Annotated in this window: 20 protein-coding genes; 6 read left to right on the top strand and 14 right to left on the bottom strand. The window is 45.3% G+C overall.

All coding sequences use genetic code 11. From position 1 onward, the window contains the following. Nucleotides 1-451 precede the first annotated feature (451 nt). The 7 genes from G5B11_RS07660 to G5B11_RS07630 all read right to left on the bottom strand — a co-directional run bounded on the left by G5B11_RS07660 (nt 452) and on the right by G5B11_RS07630 (nt 5,258). The gene (locus tag G5B11_RS07660) at nt 452-757 is read right to left on the bottom strand and encodes a hypothetical protein (protein WP_002304425.1); all 306 of its coding nucleotides are present in this window, start codon (nt 755-757) and stop codon (nt 452-454) included. Between the two features lie 85 nt (nt 758-842). Then, nucleotides 843-2,216: a site-specific integrase gene (locus tag G5B11_RS07655; protein ID WP_002304423.1), complete on the bottom strand. Its 1,374-nt coding sequence runs from the start codon at nt 2,214-2,216 to the stop codon at nt 843-845. A 4-nt stretch (nt 2,217-2,220) separates the two neighbouring features. Beyond that, nucleotides 2,221-2,844, bottom strand: a complete 624-nt coding sequence (locus tag G5B11_RS07650) for a helix-turn-helix domain-containing protein (RefSeq protein WP_002304420.1) — start codon at nt 2,842-2,844, stop codon at nt 2,221-2,223. Nucleotides 2,845-2,961: 117 nt separating this feature from the next. Beyond that, on the bottom strand, nt 2,962-3,198 hold the full coding sequence (locus G5B11_RS07645; protein WP_002304418.1) for a helix-turn-helix domain-containing protein: 237 nt from the start codon (nt 3,196-3,198) through the stop codon (nt 2,962-2,964). Between the two features lie 6 nt (nt 3,199-3,204). Continuing rightward, nucleotides 3,205-3,612 (bottom strand): type II toxin-antitoxin system PemK/MazF family toxin, encoded by a 408-nt coding sequence (locus G5B11_RS07640; protein WP_002578938.1) that lies wholly within the window; start codon nt 3,610-3,612, stop codon nt 3,205-3,207. Nucleotides 3,613-4,126: 514 nt separating this feature from the next. Next, on the bottom strand, nt 4,127-4,432 hold the full coding sequence (locus tag G5B11_RS07635; RefSeq protein WP_002304413.1) for a helix-turn-helix transcriptional regulator: 306 nt from the start codon (nt 4,430-4,432) through the stop codon (nt 4,127-4,129). Nucleotides 4,433-4,694: 262 nt separating this feature from the next. Beyond that, the gene (locus G5B11_RS07630; protein ID WP_002304412.1) at nt 4,695-5,258 is read right to left on the bottom strand and encodes a hypothetical protein; all 564 of its coding nucleotides are present in this window, start codon (nt 5,256-5,258) and stop codon (nt 4,695-4,697) included. 286 nt (nt 5,259-5,544) lie between these two features. On the opposite strand from G5B11_RS07630, the gene G5B11_RS07625 reads away from it, so the two are divergent. Continuing rightward, on the top strand, nt 5,545-5,994 hold the full coding sequence (locus G5B11_RS07625; RefSeq protein ID WP_002304411.1) for a helix-turn-helix domain-containing protein: 450 nt from the start codon (nt 5,545-5,547) through the stop codon (nt 5,992-5,994). 51 nt (nt 5,995-6,045) lie between these two features. Beyond that, on the top strand, nt 6,046-6,600 hold the full coding sequence (locus G5B11_RS07620; protein ID WP_002304410.1) for an ImmA/IrrE family metallo-endopeptidase: 555 nt from the start codon (nt 6,046-6,048) through the stop codon (nt 6,598-6,600). Between the two features lie 163 nt (nt 6,601-6,763). Here G5B11_RS07620 and G5B11_RS07615 read toward each other — a convergent pair whose 3' ends face one another. Next, complete coding sequence (locus G5B11_RS07615; protein WP_002578940.1) at nt 6,764-7,141, bottom strand: helix-turn-helix domain-containing protein; 378 nt, start codon at nt 7,139-7,141, stop codon at nt 6,764-6,766. A 382-nt stretch (nt 7,142-7,523) separates the two neighbouring features. Here G5B11_RS07615 and G5B11_RS07610 point away from each other — a divergent pair, with 382 nt between their 5' ends. From G5B11_RS07610 to G5B11_RS19835, 4 genes are all read left to right on the top strand, one after another. Beyond that, on the top strand, nt 7,524-8,660 hold the full coding sequence (locus G5B11_RS07610) for a tyrosine-type recombinase/integrase (protein ID WP_002304408.1): 1,137 nt from the start codon (nt 7,524-7,526) through the stop codon (nt 8,658-8,660). 34 nt (nt 8,661-8,694) lie between these two features. Further along, on the top strand, nt 8,695-9,078 hold the full coding sequence (locus G5B11_RS07605; protein ID WP_099323097.1) for a helix-turn-helix domain-containing protein: 384 nt from the start codon (nt 8,695-8,697) through the stop codon (nt 9,076-9,078). Nucleotides 9,079-9,185: 107 nt separating this feature from the next. Then, a complete protein-coding gene (gene erm(B) / locus G5B11_RS07595) occupies nt 9,186-9,923 on the top strand; it encodes a 23S rRNA (adenine(2058)-N(6))-methyltransferase Erm(B) (RefSeq protein WP_002292226.1) in 738 nt (245 codons plus the stop codon). A gap of 145 nt (nt 9,924-10,068) precedes the next feature. Continuing rightward, nucleotides 10,069-10,617: a topoisomerase DNA-binding C4 zinc finger domain-containing protein gene (locus G5B11_RS19835; RefSeq protein ID WP_438802592.1), complete on the top strand. Its 549-nt coding sequence runs from the start codon at nt 10,069-10,071 to the stop codon at nt 10,615-10,617. 278 nt (nt 10,618-10,895) lie between these two features. Here the strand turns inward: G5B11_RS19835 and G5B11_RS07580 are convergent, their stop codons facing one another. The 6 genes from G5B11_RS07580 to G5B11_RS07555 all read right to left on the bottom strand — a co-directional run bounded on the left by G5B11_RS07580 (nt 10,896) and on the right by G5B11_RS07555 (nt 22,252). Then, the gene (locus G5B11_RS07580) at nt 10,896-12,308 is read right to left on the bottom strand and encodes a relaxase/mobilization nuclease domain-containing protein (protein ID WP_002578945.1); all 1,413 of its coding nucleotides are present in this window, start codon (nt 12,306-12,308) and stop codon (nt 10,896-10,898) included. Between the two features lie 62 nt (nt 12,309-12,370). Next, complete coding sequence (locus G5B11_RS07575) at nt 12,371-12,655, bottom strand: hypothetical protein (RefSeq protein WP_002578946.1); 285 nt, start codon at nt 12,653-12,655, stop codon at nt 12,371-12,373. A 116-nt stretch (nt 12,656-12,771) separates the two neighbouring features. Then, the gene (locus tag G5B11_RS07570) at nt 12,772-13,104 is read right to left on the bottom strand and encodes a plasmid mobilization protein (protein WP_002578947.1); all 333 of its coding nucleotides are present in this window, start codon (nt 13,102-13,104) and stop codon (nt 12,772-12,774) included. Beyond that, entirely contained in the window at nt 13,104-21,434 is an 8,331-nt protein-coding gene (locus tag G5B11_RS07565) for an LPD11 domain-containing protein (protein ID WP_002304391.1), read from the bottom strand. Before G5B11_RS07565 ends, G5B11_RS07570 begins: the two co-directional genes overlap by 1 nt. Before the next feature lie 18 nt (nt 21,435-21,452). Further along, nucleotides 21,453-21,659 carry a transposon-transfer assisting family protein gene (locus tag G5B11_RS07560; protein ID WP_002578948.1) on the bottom strand — a complete coding sequence of 69 codons (207 nt, stop codon included), beginning with the start codon at nt 21,657-21,659 and terminating at the stop codon, nt 21,453-21,455. After that, entirely contained in the window at nt 21,656-22,252 is a 597-nt protein-coding gene (locus G5B11_RS07555; RefSeq protein WP_002304389.1) for a YodL domain-containing protein, read from the bottom strand. The genes G5B11_RS07560 and G5B11_RS07555 overlap by 4 nt, the downstream gene beginning before the upstream one ends. Nucleotides 22,253-22,256: the final 4 nt, after the last annotated feature.

Below are 22,256 nucleotides of genomic sequence, written 5' to 3'. Positions count from 1 at the left end.
ACGCTTTGAAGCCCGTCGCCAAGAGGATTTGAACCTCCGACCCCTCGCTTAGGAGTAGACCCGATACGACATCGGGAAGTGGCATCTAATGCTTAAAAATGCTTGGAAATACAAGGTTTTTCAGCATTTCAAATCCCATCTGATACTACGCTGTGATAGCTAATTCAGAGGGATTTTACACCGTCCGATTGGCTCGAAATTAGCAAGTCTTTCGATTTTTGGTGGACGTTGCAAGTGCAAGTAAATGTCACTATGTAACTTCTCGTGATGCGAAATGATAGGAAATCCTATTCATTCTCGTGTGAGGGTGCGGGTGTCCTTAGACACAGATTTCAGTCTGTTTTATATATCATTTCAAAATGAATTTTTCAACCAGAATTATTAAGAATTTCAAAGGTTTTTCAGACTCAATGATTCTATGTAATTTAGACCCGCCGAAGCAGGTCTTTTTTTATTTCAGCATAATCTCTCTATCCTCAGCGCCGAGCATATAAGCACCCTTGGCAAAAGCATCCCTTGCAAGAAGCTCTGCTACATCAACCCTATCGAACAGCATCCATATTTCTTTCTCTTTCGGAGTCAGTTCATGGCTATGGTCAAACAAATGCTCAAGTCCCAATCCTTCAAGCAATGCCGACTTTGCTGCTTTGTATTCCTCAGCTCTGCCAACATATTCGTCGTTCCTTTCCTTGGAAAATGCCTCGATATTGTCAGCTCTCAGATGCTCGTAATACTCGTCCATAAAGATTCTATCCATACTCGTTGACCTCCATAACAAAAAAATAAGGGCAGACCCTTTTACAGCTATTGTAGCTATGTAAAAGGATCTGCCCTTGCAGTTACTATAATGTTTTTGCCAGCGACTTCAGGAGTGCTGCCATTTCCGGATTTTGCAGAAGCTTCAGAAGAAGTTCTTTATCATCAGCGGAGCTTTCCGTTGCGGCTGGTTGAACCGGCTCAGGCGTTGCCTGTCTGCCTGAGTAGAACGCAGCTTCCATTCTTTCAGCGTTCAGTCTGCGGTCATCGTCGATGATATGGGAGTAAACATCCGCTACCATCTTGACCTGTGCATGACCGGAATCGCCTTGAACGGATTTCATATCGCCGCCGTTCAGCTTCAGCTTGTAAGTGATACTGGAATGTCGGAGACTATGGAAAACCACTTTCGGCAGTCCCTTCTCCTCAATCAGCTTATTGAAAGCACGGTTGATAACCTGCCCCTCAATCGGCTTGCCATTGGAAGAACAGAAAACCAGATTGAAGTCTACGAACTCGTCACCGAAAAGGTCTTTCAGTTCTTCGATGTCAGCCTTTCGCTGTACCAACATTTCCGCTACGGTTTTCGGTAAGAACACCTTGCGGACACTTGTTTTGGTCTTAGGAGTTTTGAGAACCAATGCGGTATGCGTACTGGCGAAGGTCGGTGGGAACTTGAACATGATGTCCTTACCGTCCAGATCTGCCATCGCTTCACGATTTACTCTCTGCAACTCCTTTTCAACGAAGATGCTTGCCTGACCAAGTTCAATACTGGTGGGGGAAATGTCAATACAGTCCCAGGTAAGCCCCAGAAGCTCGCCCATTCGCAGGGAACAGGAGAAGGCAAGGTTAATAGCCAGACGAAGAATATCATCGTCACAGGCTTCCAGAGCCTTCTGGAGCACTTCTGCTGTCCAGATATCCCTGGTCTTGTGTTCTTCTTTCGGCAGCGTAGCGTGCTCCACAGGGTTTCTGGTCATCAATTCCCACTTGACCGCTTGATTGAAAGCATTTCGCAATGTCTTGTGAACCTCTCGGACAGTATGCGGAGTCAGATATTCTGTACGGGCTTTTACATACTTAGAAGAAACCGCTTTGACAGAAAGCAAATCTCGGTAATACTTGTCCATGATTCTCGGCGTGACATCCTCCAGCTTCATATCACCGATGAGGGGACGAATATAGTTTGCAATCAGGCTCTTTCTGCTTTCATAGGTAGACATCGCCCAGGTGTTCACACCATAGATTGACATATACTCATCCAAAAGATCATTGACGGTTTTAGCAGAAGGGGGAATAAAGGTTCCGGACTCCTGCTCATATTCAACCTGCAACTTCCTTTTCTTTGCTTCGGCATTCGTTTCAAAGGTTTCCCACTTCTGACGCTTGTTGCCGTTCTCATCGGTGTATGTATAAACCACAGAATACTTCTTTTTTCTCTTAACGATAGATGCCATGTAATCAGCTCCTTTCCTGTCTATCTTCCGCTAACTGGTAGCGGGTCTGATTGTGATACCATTTTTCAAAGCTCTCTTTGGTAGCTCGCTTATACCTGCCAACCTTGATAAGCTCAAAATCTTCATTGGCAACGATATAGTAAATGGTCTGACGATGTACCCCAAGCATTCTTGCCATTTCCGGCAGACCGTAGGTGGATGCCATAATATCTGCATCCAGTTCCTGATCCTCTACCGTGCGGTAATCGGTTTGAGAAGCATACCATCTTTCAAAGCTCTCCTTTGTCACTCTGCGCTTGCCCAGGACATCGACCACATCAAAATGCCCTTTGGCAACCAGTTCGTAAGCAGTCGCTTCTTTCAGCCCAAGGCGCTGTCCAAGCTCCTCCATTGAATATGTAGTTTTCTTCAATTCCTCGCCGGGAGGGGTTCCATCGACCTTCTGGTATTTGAACTGATTGGCATACCATTCTTCAAAGCTGTCGATCATCACCCTCATGGTGTTGCCGACAAGAATGGTTTTGAAGTAATTCTTCTTAATGAGCCAGTATGACTCCGTTTTACCAAGACCGAGCATCCTGCCCATTTCCAGAACAGACATACTCGTGCGTTTTCTCATTTCCGCCATCGTACAACCTCCTATGTAAAAAATGTAGCCATGTGTTTCTTGTCATGGCTACATTTTATCGAACTCTCAATATGTTTTGAAGTTTGTCGCCGGGTTGTACGACGCCCTTGACAAATCTTACATTTGATGATCCAACCACTCATCAAAACTCTTTTTGGAGATTCTGATACTGCCACCGATGCGGACGCTATGGAAAACTTTCTTTTTCACAAGGTTGTATGCGCTGGTTCTGCTGATGCCCAGAATATCCTGAATCTCATCAACCGTATAGGTTCTCTTATCAAACTGAACTGCGTTAGCAGCCATCGCTTCTTCGGTGCGCTGATTCATGGCAGCGATTCTTTCTTCAAACATTTATGTTCACTCCTTCGCTCTCTTTGCTTTATGTTTTGGGGAACGCTTTTTCAGCTGTTCCATTGCCAGGCTGACAGATAAGGCTTTCTCAATCGCTACCATTTCACGGGGCGTTACCTTACCTAAGTAATTATCAATCCTGCTTTTATCAATGGTACGAATCTGTTCCAGCTGAACAACGGACGCTTCTTTGAATGCAGGATTGTCGTAAATAACAAAGTGCGTCGGCATATTCGCTTTCTTATGGATTCTGGTGGTGACCGTTGCCACAATCAATGTGGGAGCGTGTTTATTACCGGTATCGTTCTGAATGACGATAACCGGACGGATGCCGCCTTGTTCCGACCCAACTACCGGGTCCAGCTTGGCGCAATAAATATCACCACGGCAATATACCCAATTTTCTTTCATCATGTGCCATGACCTCCTTTCGTTGGCTATGTAATAACTGACTGCCAGAAAGGAATCAGGCAGTCAGTCCAAAAGTCTATGTGTCCCATATTTGCCACGCACCCCTGGGAAAGAGGGCTTACGCCCTCAGGGAATCACCGAACGACTGATTGCGAATCAGTTCCATAGGAATCTAACCTCTGCCGGGTTCTCCGCCAGCTCCGTAGAGAAGTATCTTTAATCCTGTTGCTTTCATGGCCGTATTGGGAGCAACCCAATATTTACAAGCCAGTATTGATCGCTGGCATCGGGAGAGAGACAAGCGCTTAATTTATAGAAGAAAGTCGTTCTGTTTCTCTATCCGATACGTCTCGGCGTACCGCTGATGTGGCTGATGCTCTCGCACCGGCAACAGGAACGTATTCGATGACTGTGTATTCAGTTTTCAAGGATCAAGCAGCCGATTTTCTTTGGCTGTATCTAAATTGTACCTGTTCCTCATGCAAGTTTTTATTGCCTCGTAGGTATAGTTTTGAGGTTATTCACGACCTAAAAATATGTAATCAAGGGTTGTCTCAAAGCGCACAACCAGTTCGATTGCCAAATCAATAGAGATACCTCTGTTGCCGGTTTCAATTCGTGCAATGGTGTTTGCGGCAACACCTAACTGCTCCGCAAGCTGTTCCTGTGTAAGCCCATGTTCCTTTCTCAAGGCTTTAATTCTTTTTCCGCTTTCAACCAAGTCGTAATACATTTTCGTTCCTCCGTGTTTTTGAATTTGTGAAGTTGCAAAATCAAAAACAGCGGGAGGAGATCGTGCCCGATTCTCAATACCCTTTGCCATCTGCCTGTCCTCCTTGCAGGCATAAAAAAAGAGCCGGAGTAAATTACTCCAAGCTCTCGTTCATGCCTTTGTGTTAATTATGGGGGAAAATAGGCAGGTATAAAAAAAGCCCCGTACCCATTACAGGCACGAGGCGTAACTCTCTCTATTCAATTTTATGCCGCTATCTCCCAGCATAGCCATTTTAACACTGGACAAGTCGGACTTTCAGTAGGGGAACCGTCGTATTTTCATCGGATTTTAGTCGGACTAAAATCCTGTCTTAGCATTCACAATAACACAATGCTTCTTCCTCCCGGGCACTTTCCAGGAAATCTTTCAATTTAGGAATGGCTGTTCCCCAAAGTGACAGACCAAATAACAGTATCGCTTCTTTCTTTCGGTCATAGTAGGTGCTGCGTTCCATATTCAAAACCTCCAGCATTTCTGATTCCCTGTACTTGAAGCGGTTGAGATATGCCTTTGAGATAATCTCACAGTACAGAGCGCCTTTATCTGGATATTCTCTGATTTTCAACATAGCCATATCTACCAGTTCAATGATCCACTTTGTCTCAAATAAGCTGCGAATGCGTTCTTCAAATCGTTCTCTCGCTTCATCCGGAGCAAAGTTCTCCAGATAAATCAATGCACCATCTAAGCTGTCACCGTAAGTACAAATAAGGGTATCACATACATCATTCGCACGATCAATGGTAGACCAGCACACCTCTCGATATATGGATAAAATCAGCTTTGCTCTTTCATACAGAACCTTCTCGTCAATGTTCTGCATCCGGCAAAGCATTCGAATACTGCTTAATACCTGTGTATTATATCTGCTCATTCAGAATCTCCTTTCAGCCTAATCCATAAAATAAGAATTCCTTTCTAACTCCTGTCACTTGGCTAAAGGGAAACAAATACCATGGGACAAGAATGACTATAACTTCCGATATTTGATTAAAATAACAGAAGTGAAATCGGAAGTTCTTGACTTTATAAAAGTTCCGATATATAATTAAGTGGAATTAAAACTTCTGTTATGATTCTTATTATAGCATTTTCCAGAAGTTTGTCAACAAATAATCGGAAGTTACGAATAAATATTTTTTGAAAGGAAGGATACTACCATGACATTTGGAGAAAAAATTAAAGAAGCTCGTTTGGCTATGAACCTATCTCAAACGGAGCTTGCCCAGATGACCGGCATTTCCGAAAGATCCCTTTACACCTATGAGCAGCTCGGAACACTCCCCAGAAAAAGCAACATCAGAAAACTTGCTGAAGCACTGCATATCTCTGTGTCCTATCTTTTGGACGAATCTGAAACGGATAGCCAGAGCCATATAGATCAGGATATGTTTATTTTAGAGGCAAAGGAAAACTTCGGTTCAAAAGGAGCAAAAGAAGCTCAGGAAGTGTTGGGTCGTGTAAATTCTCTGTTTGCCGGTGGAGAATTGGACGAGGACGCAAAAGATGTATTCTTCCAGGCGATTATGTCAGTTTATATGGACTCTAAGAAAACAGCACGGGAAAAGTACACTCCGAAGAAATACAGAAAGCATAAAGATAAAGAGTAAAATCCTCAAGCACAGAATATGTTTTCTGTGTGCGATTCGGAGGTGAAGCAAATGAAAACGGCAGAGCATATCATTGAAACTGTCGATAAGCTTGTGCGAAAATATCACACCAGAGACCCTTACGAGCTATGTCAGCTGTTAGGTATCAAAATCCACTATTACGATTTACAGAAGAAATTGAAGGGCTTCTTCTATTACCAGTCCAGACAAAAGAATATCGTGATAGATCACAATGTGAACGGTATCCTGGAGCGTATATTAGTCGCACATGAATTAGGACACGCTGTCCTGCATACAAAAATCGCTATGATGCACGGCTTTCAAGAAATGGAAGTTTTTGATGATAGATCAATCGAAGAAAATGAAGCAAACTTCTTTGCGGCGGAGCTTCTGTTAGAAGATGGGAAAGTCCTGGAATGCCTTTCGGAACACACATTTTTTGAAACGGCTAAAATGCTCTATGTACCGGCAGCATTATTAGACTACAAATTCAGCCTGCTCCACGAAAAAGGAGAGCTGGTAAATTCGATGTATATTCGTAAAGCAGATTTCCTGAAAGAAGATCTTCATGCCTACGATAACGACATTGGTTATGGCGATATATGAATATCTATTTTTATATCTTTACAGAAAAAGTCCACCAGTACGATGCGTAGTGCATCATGACTGGTGGACTTTTTGCTTCTTAAAGAATCAGTATATTGTGCTGCAAAAAAGAACCCCATAGCAGTTTCACTCTGTACCGTCAATGGGCTTCTTTTTCATTATATCAATCAAGCTCCGCTTTTTTTATCATCTCTTGCTGGTCAATCAAGACATCAATCAACTTTCCTACGGTTATCAATGTTGTTACATTACACTTTTTCAGTTTTGCAGCAATCTCATTATCAATGATGCTGTCGCATTTTGCATATGGGGTATCCAGTAAAAAATAGTCAAAGTTCTTTTCCAAGACGAATGCCAGTTTTAGAAGCATTGCCAAAGAAACTTTCGTCTGTCCAACTTCAACATGGCTCATATGATTGTTCGAGCAACCAACCAACGCACCCAAATCAGCCTGACTATAACCCTTTTCCAGTCGGGCAGCTCTAATGCGCTGACCAATCTTAACGTAATCAATTTCCGGTTGCGTTTCAATCACCTCCATGCTGTGTATGATTCTGCTATACATTATAAAATGTACCAAAAATCTCAACAACCAACATCGGGTGCAAGTTGCATTTATAAATGCAATATGATAAAATTTTATAGGCAGATTGCATTAAATGATAGAATGAAAAGAACCCCAAGACGACAATATGAGCTATCTTGAGGTTCTTTAAAATAAAAAATTCGTAGAGTACATTACTCCACGAATCGCATTCTTCTCTGTTTTTTTTAGTTTATATCTTTATTTTACAAATTGTCGCACTGTTTGTCAATATGTTAGGGACATAAAACACGAGGTTTTGCACAAAAATCCATCTTAGAAAGTTCCAAAGTCACAATTTGCCGTCAGAATTATAGTCATATTGAAGGAGGTGTACCTTATGGCACGAAAAGGAGAAAATATTTACAAAAGGAAAGACGGCAGATGGGAAGGAAGATACATTAAGTCCCGATCTTCTACAGGCAAAGCCAATTACGGTTATGTTTATGCAAAGTCATATCGAGAAGTCAAGGCAAAACTTATCAGTCAAAGTTCGTGCACGAGTAATTCTGTCACTGTCGATCCAGAAATTAGCTCAGATCAATTTGAACAGGTTGCTATGGAATGGTTTCAAGCTATATGTCCTAAAGTGAAGGAATCTACAAGCAACAAATATAGGAATCTTCTCAGCTCGTATATACTTCCTGTGTTCGGAAGCAAACAATTGCGTGATATAACACACGAGTTTATTGAAACGCAGTGTAATTTTTTCCTTGTTTCTGGTGGATTAAAGGAGAATGGACTTTCCTCTAAAACTGTTTCAGATATTTTATCTCTAATTCGAAATGTCTTACAATTTGCCACCCGAAACGGGAAAGCCATTTCTTGTGACGCACGATCTATACAGATAAAACGTCAAACGAAGGAAATGAGAGTTTTGAGTCGTGCTGAACAGGAAAAATTATGCCAATACTTGTATTCTAATCTTGATTCCTGCAATATTGGTATATTAGTATGTTTATTCACTGGTCTCAGAGTAGGTGAAATTTGTGCGTTACGATGGGAAGATGTTTCATTCTCAGATTACACAATCCACGTGCATCAAACGCTCCAGAGAATCCAAGATAGAACCAACAGTGAATACAAGACAAGGATTGTTGTTACCACACCAAAAAGTGCTTGCTCCATCCGTACTATTCCAGTACCCCATGGCTTAATGACTATTCTTACAGCACACAAAGCTTCTTCTACTGGCTACATCCTAACCAATAGCGATCAGAATCCATTAGAACCAAGAACCATGCAAAATCATTTTAAGAAGGTATTGAAAAACAGCGGAATCACCTCCGCAAATTATCACTCGTTACGTCATACATTTGCTACAAGGTGCATAGAGCTTGGATTCGATGTAAAAAGTCTCAGCGAAATATTGGGTCATGCCAGCGTGAATATTACAATGAATCGCTATGTACACCCATCCATGGATTTAAAAAGAGAAAATATGCAACGGCTTTCTGATTTATTAGCCGTCAAATAAATTGTCAACACCGTCAAATAATGCTGAGTTTTCAGTGTTTGGCGGTGTTTTTTCGTGGAGTAATGTACTCTACGAAAGAGTATACCCAGGAGGAGATTTATTGATTCAATTTGTAGGGCGAGATGCTTATAAGCAGTTTTGGAATTTTAGTAAAGATGAGAAAGAGAACTTGGCCACTCAATTGGCGATTGAGTTACCCGCACTCAGAGGAAAAGTTGGTGCATCACAAGAAGAAATTGCTTCGGCTGTTGGTATTTCACGACAAACTTATAGTGCCTACGAAAATCGGACACGCCCAATTCCATGGAGTTTATATCTAGCACTATTGTTTTATTTTGATTACATTCCAAGTACACATTATATGATTCGCCAGCTTGAATTATTCCCAAATGAAAGAAGTTATGGAAATAAGACTTAGAAGCAAACTTAAGAGTGTGTTGATAGTGCAGTATCTTAAAATTTTGTATAATAGGAATTGAAGTTAAATTAGATGCTAAAAATTTGTAATTAAGAAGGAGTGATTACATGAACAAAAATATAAAATATTCTCAAAACTTTTTAACGAGTGAAAAAGTACTCAACCAAATAATAAAACAATTGAATTTAAAAGAAACCGATACCGTTTACGAAATTGGAACAGGTAAAGGGCATTTAACGACGAAACTGGCTAAAATAAGTAAACAGGTAACGTCTATTGAATTAGACAGTCATCTATTCAACTTATCGTCAGAAAAATTAAAACTGAATACTCGTGTCACTTTAATTCACCAAGATATTCTACAGTTTCAATTCCCTAACAAACAGAGGTATAAAATTGTTGGGAGTATTCCTTACCATTTAAGCACACAAATTATTAAAAAAGTGGTTTTTGAAAGCCATGCGTCTGACATCTATCTGATTGTTGAAGAAGGATTCTACAAGCGTACCTTGGATATTCACCGAACACTAGGGTTGCTCTTGCACACTCAAGTCTCGATTCAGCAATTGCTTAAGCTGCCAGCGGAATGCTTTCATCCTAAACCAAAAGTAAACAGTGTCTTAATAAAACTTACCCGCCATACCACAGATGTTCCAGATAAATATTGGAAGCTATATACGTACTTTGTTTCAAAATGGGTCAATCGAGAATATCGTCAACTGTTTACTAAAAATCAGTTTCATCAAGCAATGAAACACGCCAAAGTAAACAATTTAAGTACCGTTACTTATGAGCAAGTATTGTCTATTTTTAATAGTTATCTATTATTTAACGGGAGGAAATAATTCTATGAGTCGCTTTTGTAAATTTGGAAAGTTACACGTTACTAAAGGGAATGTAGATAAATTATTAGGTATACTACTGACAGCTTCCAAGGAGCTAAAGAGGTCCCTAGCGCCTACGGGGAATTTGTATCGATAAGGGGTACAAATTCCCACTAAGCGCTCGGGACCCCTTGTAGGAAAATGTCCTAAGTGTGGCAACAATATTGTATTAAAAAAATCGTTTTATGGTTGTTCAAATTATCCTGAATGTACCTTCACTTTAGCTGAACATTTTAGAAAGAAAAAACTCACCAAAACAAATGTAAAAGAATTACTAGAGGGAAAAGAAACCCTGGTAAAAGGAATCAAAACGAAAGATAGAAAGTCCTACAATGCCGTTGTAAAAATCGGAGAAAAGGGATATATTGATTTTATAATTACCGCAGTTTTCGCAGGAATATCAACAGCACTTTCTTGGTTATGGGTAAAGTTCTGTATGCTTTTTCTGATGTGGTCTATGAGACAAAATGAGTATCTGGCTGATGAATTTGCTTATAAAATTGGTTTTGGTCTTGAATTAGCGACGGTATTAGACCAACATATCTCAGATGTTCCGCATGATGGTTTTCTCAGTGCAATATACTCAACTCATCCATGCAACGATGATAGGGTTGCAGCATTGCAAAATTTAGGTGTACCCTATTCTCGATACTAAATTCATAATCTCACAAATTGGCAAGCAGTGTAAACCTGTACAGGTTCACTCATTTTCTCGATTTTCCCTTCGGTGCAATCTTCGCAAATTTGCTTGTTGGGGAAGCATCCCCAATCCCCTTTGAACATCATCTGCCGATGATGGCTACACGATTTTCAATCGTTTCTCAAAGAACAGTAGAATAAAAATTTGCCCATGGTTGAAAGCACCGAAATCGAAAAGCAAAAAAGCAGCCACGATCCGCACCCTTTGGGGAGTGCAGACCGTGGCTTTTTGCTTTAACGGAAGTTCTTCTTTTCCTCTTTCTCTTTCTCTTTTTCCTGCTCTTTCTGCCTGTCGATATTCAAAATCGTTTCAACCGTCCGTTTGGCAATCAGCAGTTCTTCTTTCTCTTTTCTGATCTGACGGTACTCAGCGTAGTCCTGCTTTTTCTGGACTGCCAGCTGATGAAACTCCTCATACAATGATTGCATGGACGGGAGCTTTGTAATCTGCAATTCATCAAAGGCTTGCTTCGCCGCTTTATGAATTGTGATTTCCTGACGGTGTTCTTCAAAGAATTTTTTGCTATATCCAGACTTGCGGTACTCGATATAAATTTGCCTTGTGTTGCGATAATTTTTGATGTGCTGCTGCAACGCCTGAACCTCAACCATACGTTTCTCTGCGACCTTGATAGAATCAGAAAGCGCATCGAACCGGGCAGACAGATTTTCAATATGAGCAGTCAGATCGTCGTAGTTGCCCAAGCCTTTTTCTTTCAGTAGGATTACCGTTCGGGCAGCTTCTTTTCGGTTGAACTTCTTCGCCCACTTTTCATAACCGACCGTCTTGCCCTCGGCCATCTTTGCCTGAATATCAATCAGCATCTGGAACTGCTTCGGGGCAGGAGCCTTGGCAGAGCCGCCTTTTGATTTGTGCAGGTTCTTGCCGGAGATAACCGCTTGAATTTCCTCTTTGCTATATCCTTCGCCCAGGGAACGCAGCCGAATGAAACGCTTCTGATTCTCGCCCTTGAACGCAGGCTGCTTTCCATCCTTGAACTCAAATCCCATGTCAGCCAGAGCCTGAACAAAGCCATCAAAGCTCTTTGGTTTCTGCTTCAGCACCGCATCAATCGCATCACATAATTCGTCACGCTGGGTACGCTTCTTGGGATAAACAGTTCTTTTCTGGCGCTCCCGATACGGCTTCGGTGTAATAATGGACAGCCCGTGTTCCAGGCAAACCATATCACTGAGTCTTTGCACCGCCAGACCGGAAAGAAAGAAGTTTTTGAATTTCCGTGTGGCATCCAGCGAGGTCGAATTATAAATGATATGATTGTGAATGTGGGATTTGTCGATGTGGGTCGCAACGATGAAAGCGTGTTTTCCCTTTGTCCATCGCATCGCTGTTTCATAGCCGACTTGGTTCGCTTCTTCCGGGGTGATTTCTCCCGGCTTAAAGGACTGGCGTATCTGGTATGCGATGATATTGTTCTTCTGCTGTCTGCCGGTAATATGCTGATACTGCCGTTTGGAAAGCAGAAATTCCTCATCTGCTGTCTTTGGATCACACTCATAGGAACTGATAAATTCGCCATCATTGGTTTTTGCGGCATTTTGTGAGTAGTCGGTTCTGTCTGCCAAACATTGAGCGACCGTCTTTCCCTTATTCACATGGAGTGCAATCAATCTTGTCGCTGCCATTCCCATCACTTCCTTCCCAAAAAGAAAAAGCCACCGGTCGGTGACTTTTCTCTGATATTATCTTATGACCTGATAAATGCTCCCAGACTTTCTCCAATATTCTCGACTTTCATAACAGCCCAGACGAGCAAGAACACCGCTGCTATTGTCGCAATTCCAAGAACCACAAGAATAAGCAGGGACTGCCACAAAGCCTTTACAATGCAGTAAATCGCAGATCCGCCAATGACCAAGAGCAATAAACCAATTACATAGGACACAACATTTGTAAGCAGATTTCCAAGAATGCAAATCACTTTTACAACGAACAGCACCGGCAGTGCCAATATCTTCAATACCAGCTTCATAGGCTCAACCCCTTTCTTTTAATTATATTGTACAAGGGTATCTGCCATAACGCAATGATGTCAACCCTTATGTAAAAGCCGCAGCCGAAACTGCGACTTCCCAACAAGTTGTCGGATTACTGGATTGAGGACAGGCGAACAAGAACTTCTCTCATGTCCGTCCAGATCTCCTCCAGCCGTTTTTGCAAATCCTCAATGTCAGCACGATAGATGCTGCCTGTTTCGTTCGCTCGCTTTGCGTACTGGTTCAGGTTGTTGGAGCAGATTCGCAGGAGCGAAACCAGGGCTTTCACATCCTGCAAATCCAGTCTGATACAGTAACCATCCAGAGCCATTTTCCGCAGATAGGCTCCCATGCTGCGGATGCCAAGCTCGTCCATCTTCTCATGGATTCGCTCGACCTCCTCCTTGGATGCAAGGAAATGAACATCCTGATCTCGCTTTGCCATTACAACACCTCCTCACGGGTTTCAGAGTATTTTGCAGGCGGGATATGCTCCGCTTTGGATTTCAGATCAGCCAACACAGAAGGACGCTCTGACTCGCTTCTTTCGTCACGATTTTCCACAGAGTCCTCCATATTCAGGGCTGCATCCAGTTCTGCCAGTCGCTGACTTTTGGCTGTCAGCTCTGCTTCCTGCGGGAACGGTTTTCCAACCTCCGCCTTGGCTGCTTCCTGCTGATTGTAGAGATTATTCAACTGCTCATTGGCTCGTTCTAAGCGCTCAAGGATGCCTGCAAGGGCATTGTCCAGTCGGGTGATATTTCCTCGTGCGTCCGTTCCAAGGGCTACTCTGTGGCTCACAGCGCCCTTCAGGGTCACATCGAACTCGTTCCGGAAACTGTCAAACGAAAGCTCCATCTGAAAGCCACGGTAACTGCCAAGAGGAACCGGATCGGCACTTTTCGTGTCCTTACAAGCCGCAAGGAGGATTTCACCGGCATCTGCCTTTTCGGTGTAGGCTTTGCCCATGATTTCCATGCCGCAAAAGCCATCGGCAATCTGCGGGTGTGCTTCCACGGTTTTAATATCAGCTTCAAAGCCATGAATATAGCCTGTCTGCTTTTCAATCTCAGCCGGGAAGTATTTCAGAAGCTTATCTTCCATACGGTACTGCTGGCTCTGGTGGTCAGCTTTCAGCACCTTCAGCCTTGCCACATCAATGTCCAAGTCCATCTTTTCCTTGATAAGCGGATTGCCGGCACACAGCGCCTTGATCTCCGCATAGGACAGCGCCTGCTCATCCACATCGTCACAGGAGCGAACCGGTGATTTGGAGGTCATAATCTGAGAAATAAACTTCTGCTTGTTTTCCAAGGTCTGATACAGGTAGGCATCGAAGGTTCCCTCGGTCACATACTGATACACCTGAACCTCTTTGTTCCGGTTGCCCTGACGGATGATACGACCGTTTCTCTGGGTCATATCAGACGGACGCCAACCCACATCCAAGTGGTGAACTGCCACCAATTTGTCCTGGACGTTGGTTCCTGCACCCATCTTTTGCGTACTGCCAAGAAGCACTCGCACCTGCCCGGTACGAACCTTGGCAAAGAGGTCTTTTTTCTTTGCCTCGGTATCTGCATCATGGATAAAGGCAACTTCTTCCGCAGGCACACCGTTTGCAATCAGCTTGGTTTTGACATCATCATAGACATTGAAGGTTCCATCATTTTTCGGTGTGCTAAGGTCGCAGAACACCAACTGGGTCAATTTGTCAGCCTGACCGTCCTGCCAGATACGCAGGATATTTCCCACGCAGGCATTGAGCTTGCTGTCAGGGTCATCGGGTAACAGGGTGTTCATTAGCCGCTGATCCAGTCCCAATTTTCGTCCGTCGCTGGTAATCTTGAGCATATTATCGACGGACGGGTCTACAATACCGGCATGAACATCTGCTGCTCTCTCTGAAAGGGAAGCCACCATATCCTTCTGGTACTCAGAGGGCTGAACCACAACCGTTTCAAACTTTGCTTCGGGAACAGGGAGATGCAACTGGTCAGAGGTCTTGATGTCGGCAACCTCCTTGAACATATTCATCAGTTCAGGCAGGTTGAAGAACTTCGCAAATCGGGTTCTGGCACGATAGCCGGTTCCCTCCGGTGCAAGCTCAATCGCAGTTGTTGTTTCTCCGAAGGTCGATGCCCAGGAATCAAAATGGGTCAGGTTCTTTTGCTGGAGCGTACTGTACTGGAGATAGCGCATGACCGTATAAAGCTCGGTCATCGAGTTACTTACTGGAGTACCGGTTGCAAAGATCACACCACGCCCGCCGGTCAGCTCATCCATATAGCGGCACTTCATAAACATATCCGAAGATTTCTGGGCTTCGGAGGTGGACAGACCTGCCACATTTCGCATTTTTGTGTAGAGGAACAAATTCTTGAACGCATGGCTTTCGTCCACAAACAGCCGGTCTACACCCAACTGCTCAAAGGTAATGACATCATCTTTCTTGTCAGCGGCAAGGAGCTTGTCCAGTCTGGCTTCCAATGATTTTCGTGTTTTCTCCATCTGCTTGATCGTGAAGTTTTCGCCACGCTGCCATTTCAGCTCCGCAATCGCACCCTCGATCTCATCAATCTGCTCCCGCAGCTGCCGTTCCTGTCGTTCGGCAGAAAGCGGGATTTTTTCAAACTGGCTGTGACCGATGATGACTGCATCATAGTCACCCGTTGCGATACGAGCGCAGAACTTCTTACGGTTTGCTGTTTCAAAATCCTTCTTGGTGGCAACAAGGAGCTTGGCACTCGGATAGAGGTGCAGGAACTCGTTTGCCCACTGTAAGGTCAAGTGATTCGGCACAACGAACAGGGATTTCTGGCTCAATCCAAGCCGTTTACTCTCCATAGCCGATGCAGCCATCTCGAAGGTCTTGCCCGCACCAACTTCGTGTGCAAGCAGCGTATTTCCACCATATAGCACATGAGCGATAGCATTTCTCTGGTGTTCACGGAGGGTAATATCCGGGTTCATGCCGCCGAAACGGATATGAGAGCCATCATACTCACGAGGTCTGGTGGAGTTAAAAAGTTCGTTGTACTTGGTGGAAAGGGTTTCTCGTCTGTGCGGATCTCTCCAAATCCAATCTCGGAACGCATCCTTGATTGCCTGCTGTTTCTGCTGTGCCAGGGTAGTTTCTTTTTTATTGAGGACACGCTTCTGCTTACCATCTGCATCTTCAATCGTATCATAGATACGAATATCCTTCAGATTCAGCGTTTCCTCCAGAATCCGATATGCGTTGGCTCGCTCTGTACCGTAGGTGACATACGCCGCCACATCGTTGTAGTTGGGAGAACTCTTACCGTTGATGCGCCACTCTGCGGTCAGCTCGGAGAACTTGACCTCAATGGAACGGCGCAAGTAATACGGCGTTTCAAAGGTTTCCTCCATGAACTGCTGAATATAATCGGCATCAATCCATGTTGCACCCAAACGCACATCAATCTCGGACGCATCCAAGTCCTTCGGCTGTGCTTTCTGCAAGGCTTCCACATTGATGTGGAAGGAAGAATCCCTGTCTGCCGCCATCTGTGCGACACGCAGCTTGCTTCTTACATCACCGGAAAGGTAATCATCGGCAGTCTGCCATCCAACTTCCACAGCATCGGGAGCCATCGGGTCTTTGAAGATCACCCCTCGAAGCTCTGCCTGAATCGCATCGTATTCTCCAGGTGTTCCAAGCAGCTGTGCCATAAACGGCAAATCCACCTTGCCACGCTCACCGATAGAGATTGCCAGAGCTTCGGACGGCGTATCCACGCTCGTCACTCTGCGTTCCGGCTTGATGGTTCGCTTGGTGAACATATCCGCCTTGCTTTTCAGATTGCCGTCCTCATCCACATTTTCCAGAGAACACAGGAGATAGTAGGAGGAATCGTCAGCAAATGCCTGACCATTGGCTCGATTATTGATAAGCCCGTTCTTTGCGGCAAACGCATCGTAGGCATCATTCAGTTCTGCCTGTTTCTGAGTAATCATTTCATCCGGGTAATCCTCAAGCTGATATTCGATCAGCTCGTTGACGATACCACGAAGTTCCACCATGCCCATCACACGGTCTTTTGCTTTCTCATTCAGGTCTACACGGCGCATCAGGGAGTTTTCACGGAAGTACACATTGCCATCCACCACGGTATAAGAGAAATTCTTTACATCCGGGGTTGCAGGAATGGTTTCGATTTCCTTACCCTTGTCAGCTTCGGGAAGCTCCACAGCCTGATAGGTTCCTTGGATGTGGGAAACTGCTTCTTTCAGAAGTTCGGACAGTTCCATGCCCTCAATGGGACGCACTGTAATGTCCATGCCGTAGGCGGTACTTTCTTCCACCGTATCGCCCAGAACCATTTCAGGATGAGCGACAAAGTAGCTGTTCATGGTGTGTCCTTCTTCGGTGCGGTCAAGGTTTACCCATTCCGGTACAATGTCAATCGGATGGTCACGCTTTTGCAGGAACAGGATGTCGGACACGACTTCCGTGCCTGCGTTTTTCTTAAAGGCATCGTTTGGCAGACGGATTGCACCAAGCAGTTCCGCCCTCTGCGCCATATATCGCCTTGCGTCAGAGTTCTTGGAATCCATGGTGTAACGGCTTGTCACAAAAGCGACCACACCACCGGGACGAACCTGATCCAAAGCCTTGGCAAAGAAATAGTTGTGAATGGAGAATCCCAGCTTGTCATACGGCTTGTCGGACACTTTGTAGTTGCCGAAAGGGACATTACCCACAGCCAGATCGTAAAAGTCTCGGCGGTCTGTCGTTTCAAAACCGGCTACTTTGATTTCTGCGTTGGGATAGAGCTTCTGAGCAATTCTGCCGGTGATGGAATCCAGTTCCACACCATACAAACGGCTGCTCTGCATTTCAGGAGGGAGCATACCAAAGAAGTTGCCGATACCCATAGCAGGCTCCAGAATATTTCCTGTTTCAAAGCCCATCTGTCCGACCGCATCGTAGATGGAGCGAATGACCGTAGGGCTGGTGTAATGTGCGTTCAGGGTGGAAGCTCTTGCCGCAGCATATTCATCTTCGGAAAGCAGGTTTTTCAGTGTCTGATACTCCTTCGCCCAATTTCCCTTGTCCGGGTCAAAGGCATCTGCCAGACCGCCCCAACCGACATAATTCGACAAAATCTCCTGTTCTTCGGTAGTGGCGTTCCTGTTCTCGCTTTCCAGTTTGAACAGAGTTTCAATGGCTGCGATGTTTCTTGCGAATTTCTGCTTCGGTCCACCTTCACCGATGTTGTCATCCGTGATGTGGAAGTTCACCGCAGGAACAGGTGGGATTTCTCTGGTGGTGATGGACTGCTCAAGCTGAGCGATAATGTCCATGACTTCGGCATTCTGCCATCCGTCCACCTGGGCATAATCCTGAATGATGGTGTCCTTTCCATCTACGCACTGTACGAAGTCCAGACTACCCGGCAGATCTCTGGTATTCATTGCACCCAGGGCTTTTCTCTGCGTGTCAGGAAGTGCATAGTAGGCTCGCAGGGCATCATCAAAGGAACTGTATTCCTTGATGTCCAGCGCACCCCGCTTCTGAATGTCCTCGGCAACATAAAAATGATCGATGAAGTGTTCCGGTTCCTGCTGTTCGGGTTCCGCACTGGCTCTGACCTGTGCGTGTGCCTTTTCGTCAGGGTAGTCCCCATAGATACGGATGCACTTATGCTCCTGCTGATCGTAAACGGCAGCACCATCGTACTTGAATCCGTCATCCTCCATGGTTCCGTCCACATAGCCCTGGGCAGCTTTTTCCGCTTCTTCCAGAGTGTAGTAGTCCAGTTTATCATCGAAGCCGTTTTCAAAGTGATGGTAGGCGGCAACCAGATAGCGGGGAGCCATGCGCTCCTCGTAGCTGTTAATCATCTCAGGTGTCAGCCATTCTGGTTTGTCGGGAATCATTTCATACAGCTCACGCATCTTGGCAATCTGTGCATGGCGGTTGCCTGCCCACAGATGCTTTTCGCTGTGCTGTCCTGCACCAAGGAAGTATTCGCAGTCCATACGCAGACGGTCTAACAGCTGATACTCAGGGGTGTAGTCCCTCGGTTCGGTTTTGCCCAGAAAATCCTCTGTAACGGGCTTTTCTTCGGTTTGGGCATCAACCCTTACCGCATGGTTTCTTTCGTCCTGAGAGAGCATACGCTCGAAATTCTCACGATTCTCGGCACGGAAGATGGGATAAGCAAGCGTAGGGTCACGCAGCTGAACTTCTCTGTCCGTGATCTGCTCCACACGGAAAGCTGTATCGTCCAGATATACCGTGTCACCGACCTGATAATTCCATTTCGGTTCCTCGGAAGCAGATGCTTCCACAACTTCGGCAGGCTCTGCCACAGGCGCTTCTGGCTGAACCGACTCCATCGCAGCTACGGACTGACGAACTTCCTCCAAATAGTCATTGGCAAGCCATTCGTCCGTGAAGTATTCCGTAACGCCTTCCGGGTCTACATAGTAGTCATCGGTCTGATTATCCCAGATCGCATACTCGCCATCCTCGGTATCAATCACTGCGAAACGGTCATAAACATCTTCCAACGGATCAGTTTTAGCTTCTTCGATAGCCTGTCGTTCCGCTTCTTCCTCCGGGCTGAGGTAGCGTCCCTTTCGTATCAGACCGTCGATTCTCTGCACCACCTGCGCCCAGGACATCTGCAATTTATCGCAACCGCTCTTGGTGTAAGCAACACCCTTGGCATCGTGATCCTGACCGCTGTGCGTTGCACCAGAGCAGGCATGGGAATGACCACCGGTTCCGTATTCATGCTTCAGGAAGTCCATCTTTTCCTTGGCAGAATGATTCTCCTGCCAGTAGTTATAAATACGGGCTTTACCACCGGAAAAGCCGCTTCCACGGGTCAAGTCTGCATTGACTTCATCATCCGTAATGAACTGGCGGACAAGGGGCATCTGCATCATATCGGTCTGATACTCACGCAAAGGCATATTCAACTCATACAGCTGTTTCTGAATGAGATTCAGCTTGTGATAGTGAAAACGAAGCAGATCGGGATTTTCCGCAAGGGTTTTTCTAAATTCCGAATACTGCTGTACCAAGGTTGCGTGGAAACGAGGGTCATCCAACTTTTCAGCCAAGTCTGCGGTTTCGTCAGGGAAACCACGAAACGGTTCCTGATGAAGAATTGCCAGATAGTTGCTGGAACGGGCTTCTTCACTCAAATCGTGATAAAGATGCCACAGGGATTCTGCCAACTTCTGACGCTCATATCCGGATGCTTCTACCAGTTCCACATTAGTTGCGAACCGACCATTTTCAAGCAGTTCTCCAATGCGCTCGGCAACCGTTTCCCAAGAAACGATCTGCGCTCTGGGGCTGTCAATGGCAGAGGAACCTTTGGCAAGGTGGATACCGTCCTCGGCATACCACGCACAGATATTCCCGCTATCTTCTTTCAGACCATAGCCGCCGTGATAGACCTGCTTTAAGGTCTGAACGATTTCTTCCAACGGCTTCTGCTTCATATATTCCAGCGCTACGACTTTTCGGGCTTCATCGGTATTGCTACCAAGCAGAAGGAAGTGGTCGATTTCTTCCTGGGCAAAAGAAAAAGCAGAGGGCGTAAAGCTCTCTGCTCGGTCGATAAAACTGATTTGTTCATTTTCGGAGAGGAAAAGGTTCAGACTCAGCTGTTGATAAGCTCCGTCATCACGACTTCCTCCGCCTGTGCTTTCAGGCTGTTCATGTGCTGCACCCACGCCATCTGCTGCGTTTCCTTGTCCGGTGCGGGGCTGTCCTTCAGGTACTGCTCCATCAGAAACTCCACTCTGGCTTTCGCTGTTTCCTCGATCTCCCACAGGTGCGGGAACAGGCTCTCCGTCAGAATCATGTCGTTCAGGAGCATCGGATTGTTCTGTTCCAAAAATGCTCGACGCATCCTGCCGTACTTGCCCAGAGGTTTCTCTCCCTCGTTCTCCAACTGAAGGTTCGGAATCTGATAATCTCCGGCCTGTCTGTAAGTCATCTCGCTCATAATCTGTACTCCTTTCGGTAGCTTTAATCTGCTCATGTTCTCCAATCGCTTTTTCGATTTCCTGAAACATCCTTGTGCTGATGGCATTCACCGCAGTACCAAGGGCATTTACCGTCTGTCTGGTGTTAAAATCAAACACCTTCTGGAAATCCTCATGCTCGAAGTAGTTGTCGGGACTTTCCACGAACCGGCAATACATCGTATAGGATACGCTGTTTGCCACCGCATTTTTGAAAGCTACTTCGATGTTGAGTTCATCATACTCCTCAAGGAAGCTGTTGGCAACGATGTCGAGGAACTGCTTTTTGTAATCGTCCCAATACTCAGCCGCCAGTGCGGATGCAATATCTTCAAGCTGTGCTTCCAGTACCCCGTCAGCGGCAACACCGAAGGTACGCTCCATCGCTTCCATGACATAGGAGCGGTTTTCAGGCGTCACCTCCCACGGTTTCAGTTCCGGGGAAGAACGGCGAACGCCGGTATCCGCCACATCAAACACATAGCGCAGATACGGTTTATCCCTGTTCATCACAAACAGAGCAATGCCGGTAGAGCCACGCTTTACATATCTGCGGTAATTTTCAGCGTTCCAGTCCTCATAGGGCTTGCAAAAGGTCGCATTGGGGCGCTGAGCATAAATCATCACCTGTTCCGGATAGGTGAACTCATAGTTGCGGGACATCGTTCTCAAAAACGAAGTCCAGTTATCTGTGTTCGAGGTGATTTTCCCAATCGTTTCTTTTGCTAATCCGGAATAAAATCGCTCTTTTGCGTTCATTGTATCCCTCCAATCCTATCAATCCGGATAAAGGTTCAGCTTCTCAAAGGCGGCATCGTCCATGGCTGAAACTTTACGGAGAACCGAGTCTGCCAAAGCAAAAAGCTCTGACTCGTCCTCCGAAAGCTGTTCCTTCATCAGTGTCAGTGCTTCACACAGCCCTGACCTTGTGCCAGGGCTGTAAAGCATCATCATGTTCCGCTCATCCTGTGTGAAATCCATCATTCAATCTCCCTTTCCGGGTGGCTCTTGGGCGGCTTATGGGAAACATCCGGCACGGGCTTTTCCTTTAACTGCTCCAACACCGAAGGACGTTCCTCTAATCCGGACGCTTTTCCGTTATTGATGATACCGTCAATCATCCCATAATCATCTTCCATTGCCATCTCTGCGTTTTTCAGGTAGTTTTCGGACTTCATAAAGTTTTCCAGCTTCTGAAACCCAACAGAATCTACATAGTGAAAGGATACCTCACCGACTACCTTTAAGGCTACGATGTCGCTGACCGACATACTGTGACCACGGAAATCATCCGGGTGGTCAATATTGAACTTTACATACAAATCTTCCAGCTGCCGATTCACATCCTCGGACATAGAAATGGAGCCATGATAGACCACCTCGTAACGGTCAATCTCAGGCTCCATTTCTTTCTTCTGAAGGTAGCTGTAATTTGCAAACATGAGCGGGATATTATCGTCTACATCTTCCCGCAGCTGAAGAATCGCATAGGAATCCGTGGGGCTTTCCAGAAAAGCAACCATTCTGTCATCCGGGGTGGTATTTCCGTGAACATCATCCCATTTTTCGTTTTTCATATCC

Origin of the sequence: Blautia glucerasea, from assembly GCF_013304385.1 — a bacterium.
GTDB lineage: Bacteria > Bacillota > Clostridia > Lachnospirales > Lachnospiraceae > Blautia_A > Blautia_A ammoniilytica.
The sequence above is the reverse complement of the archived record's forward strand: the minus strand, read 5'-3'. Positions and strand labels throughout refer to the sequence as shown.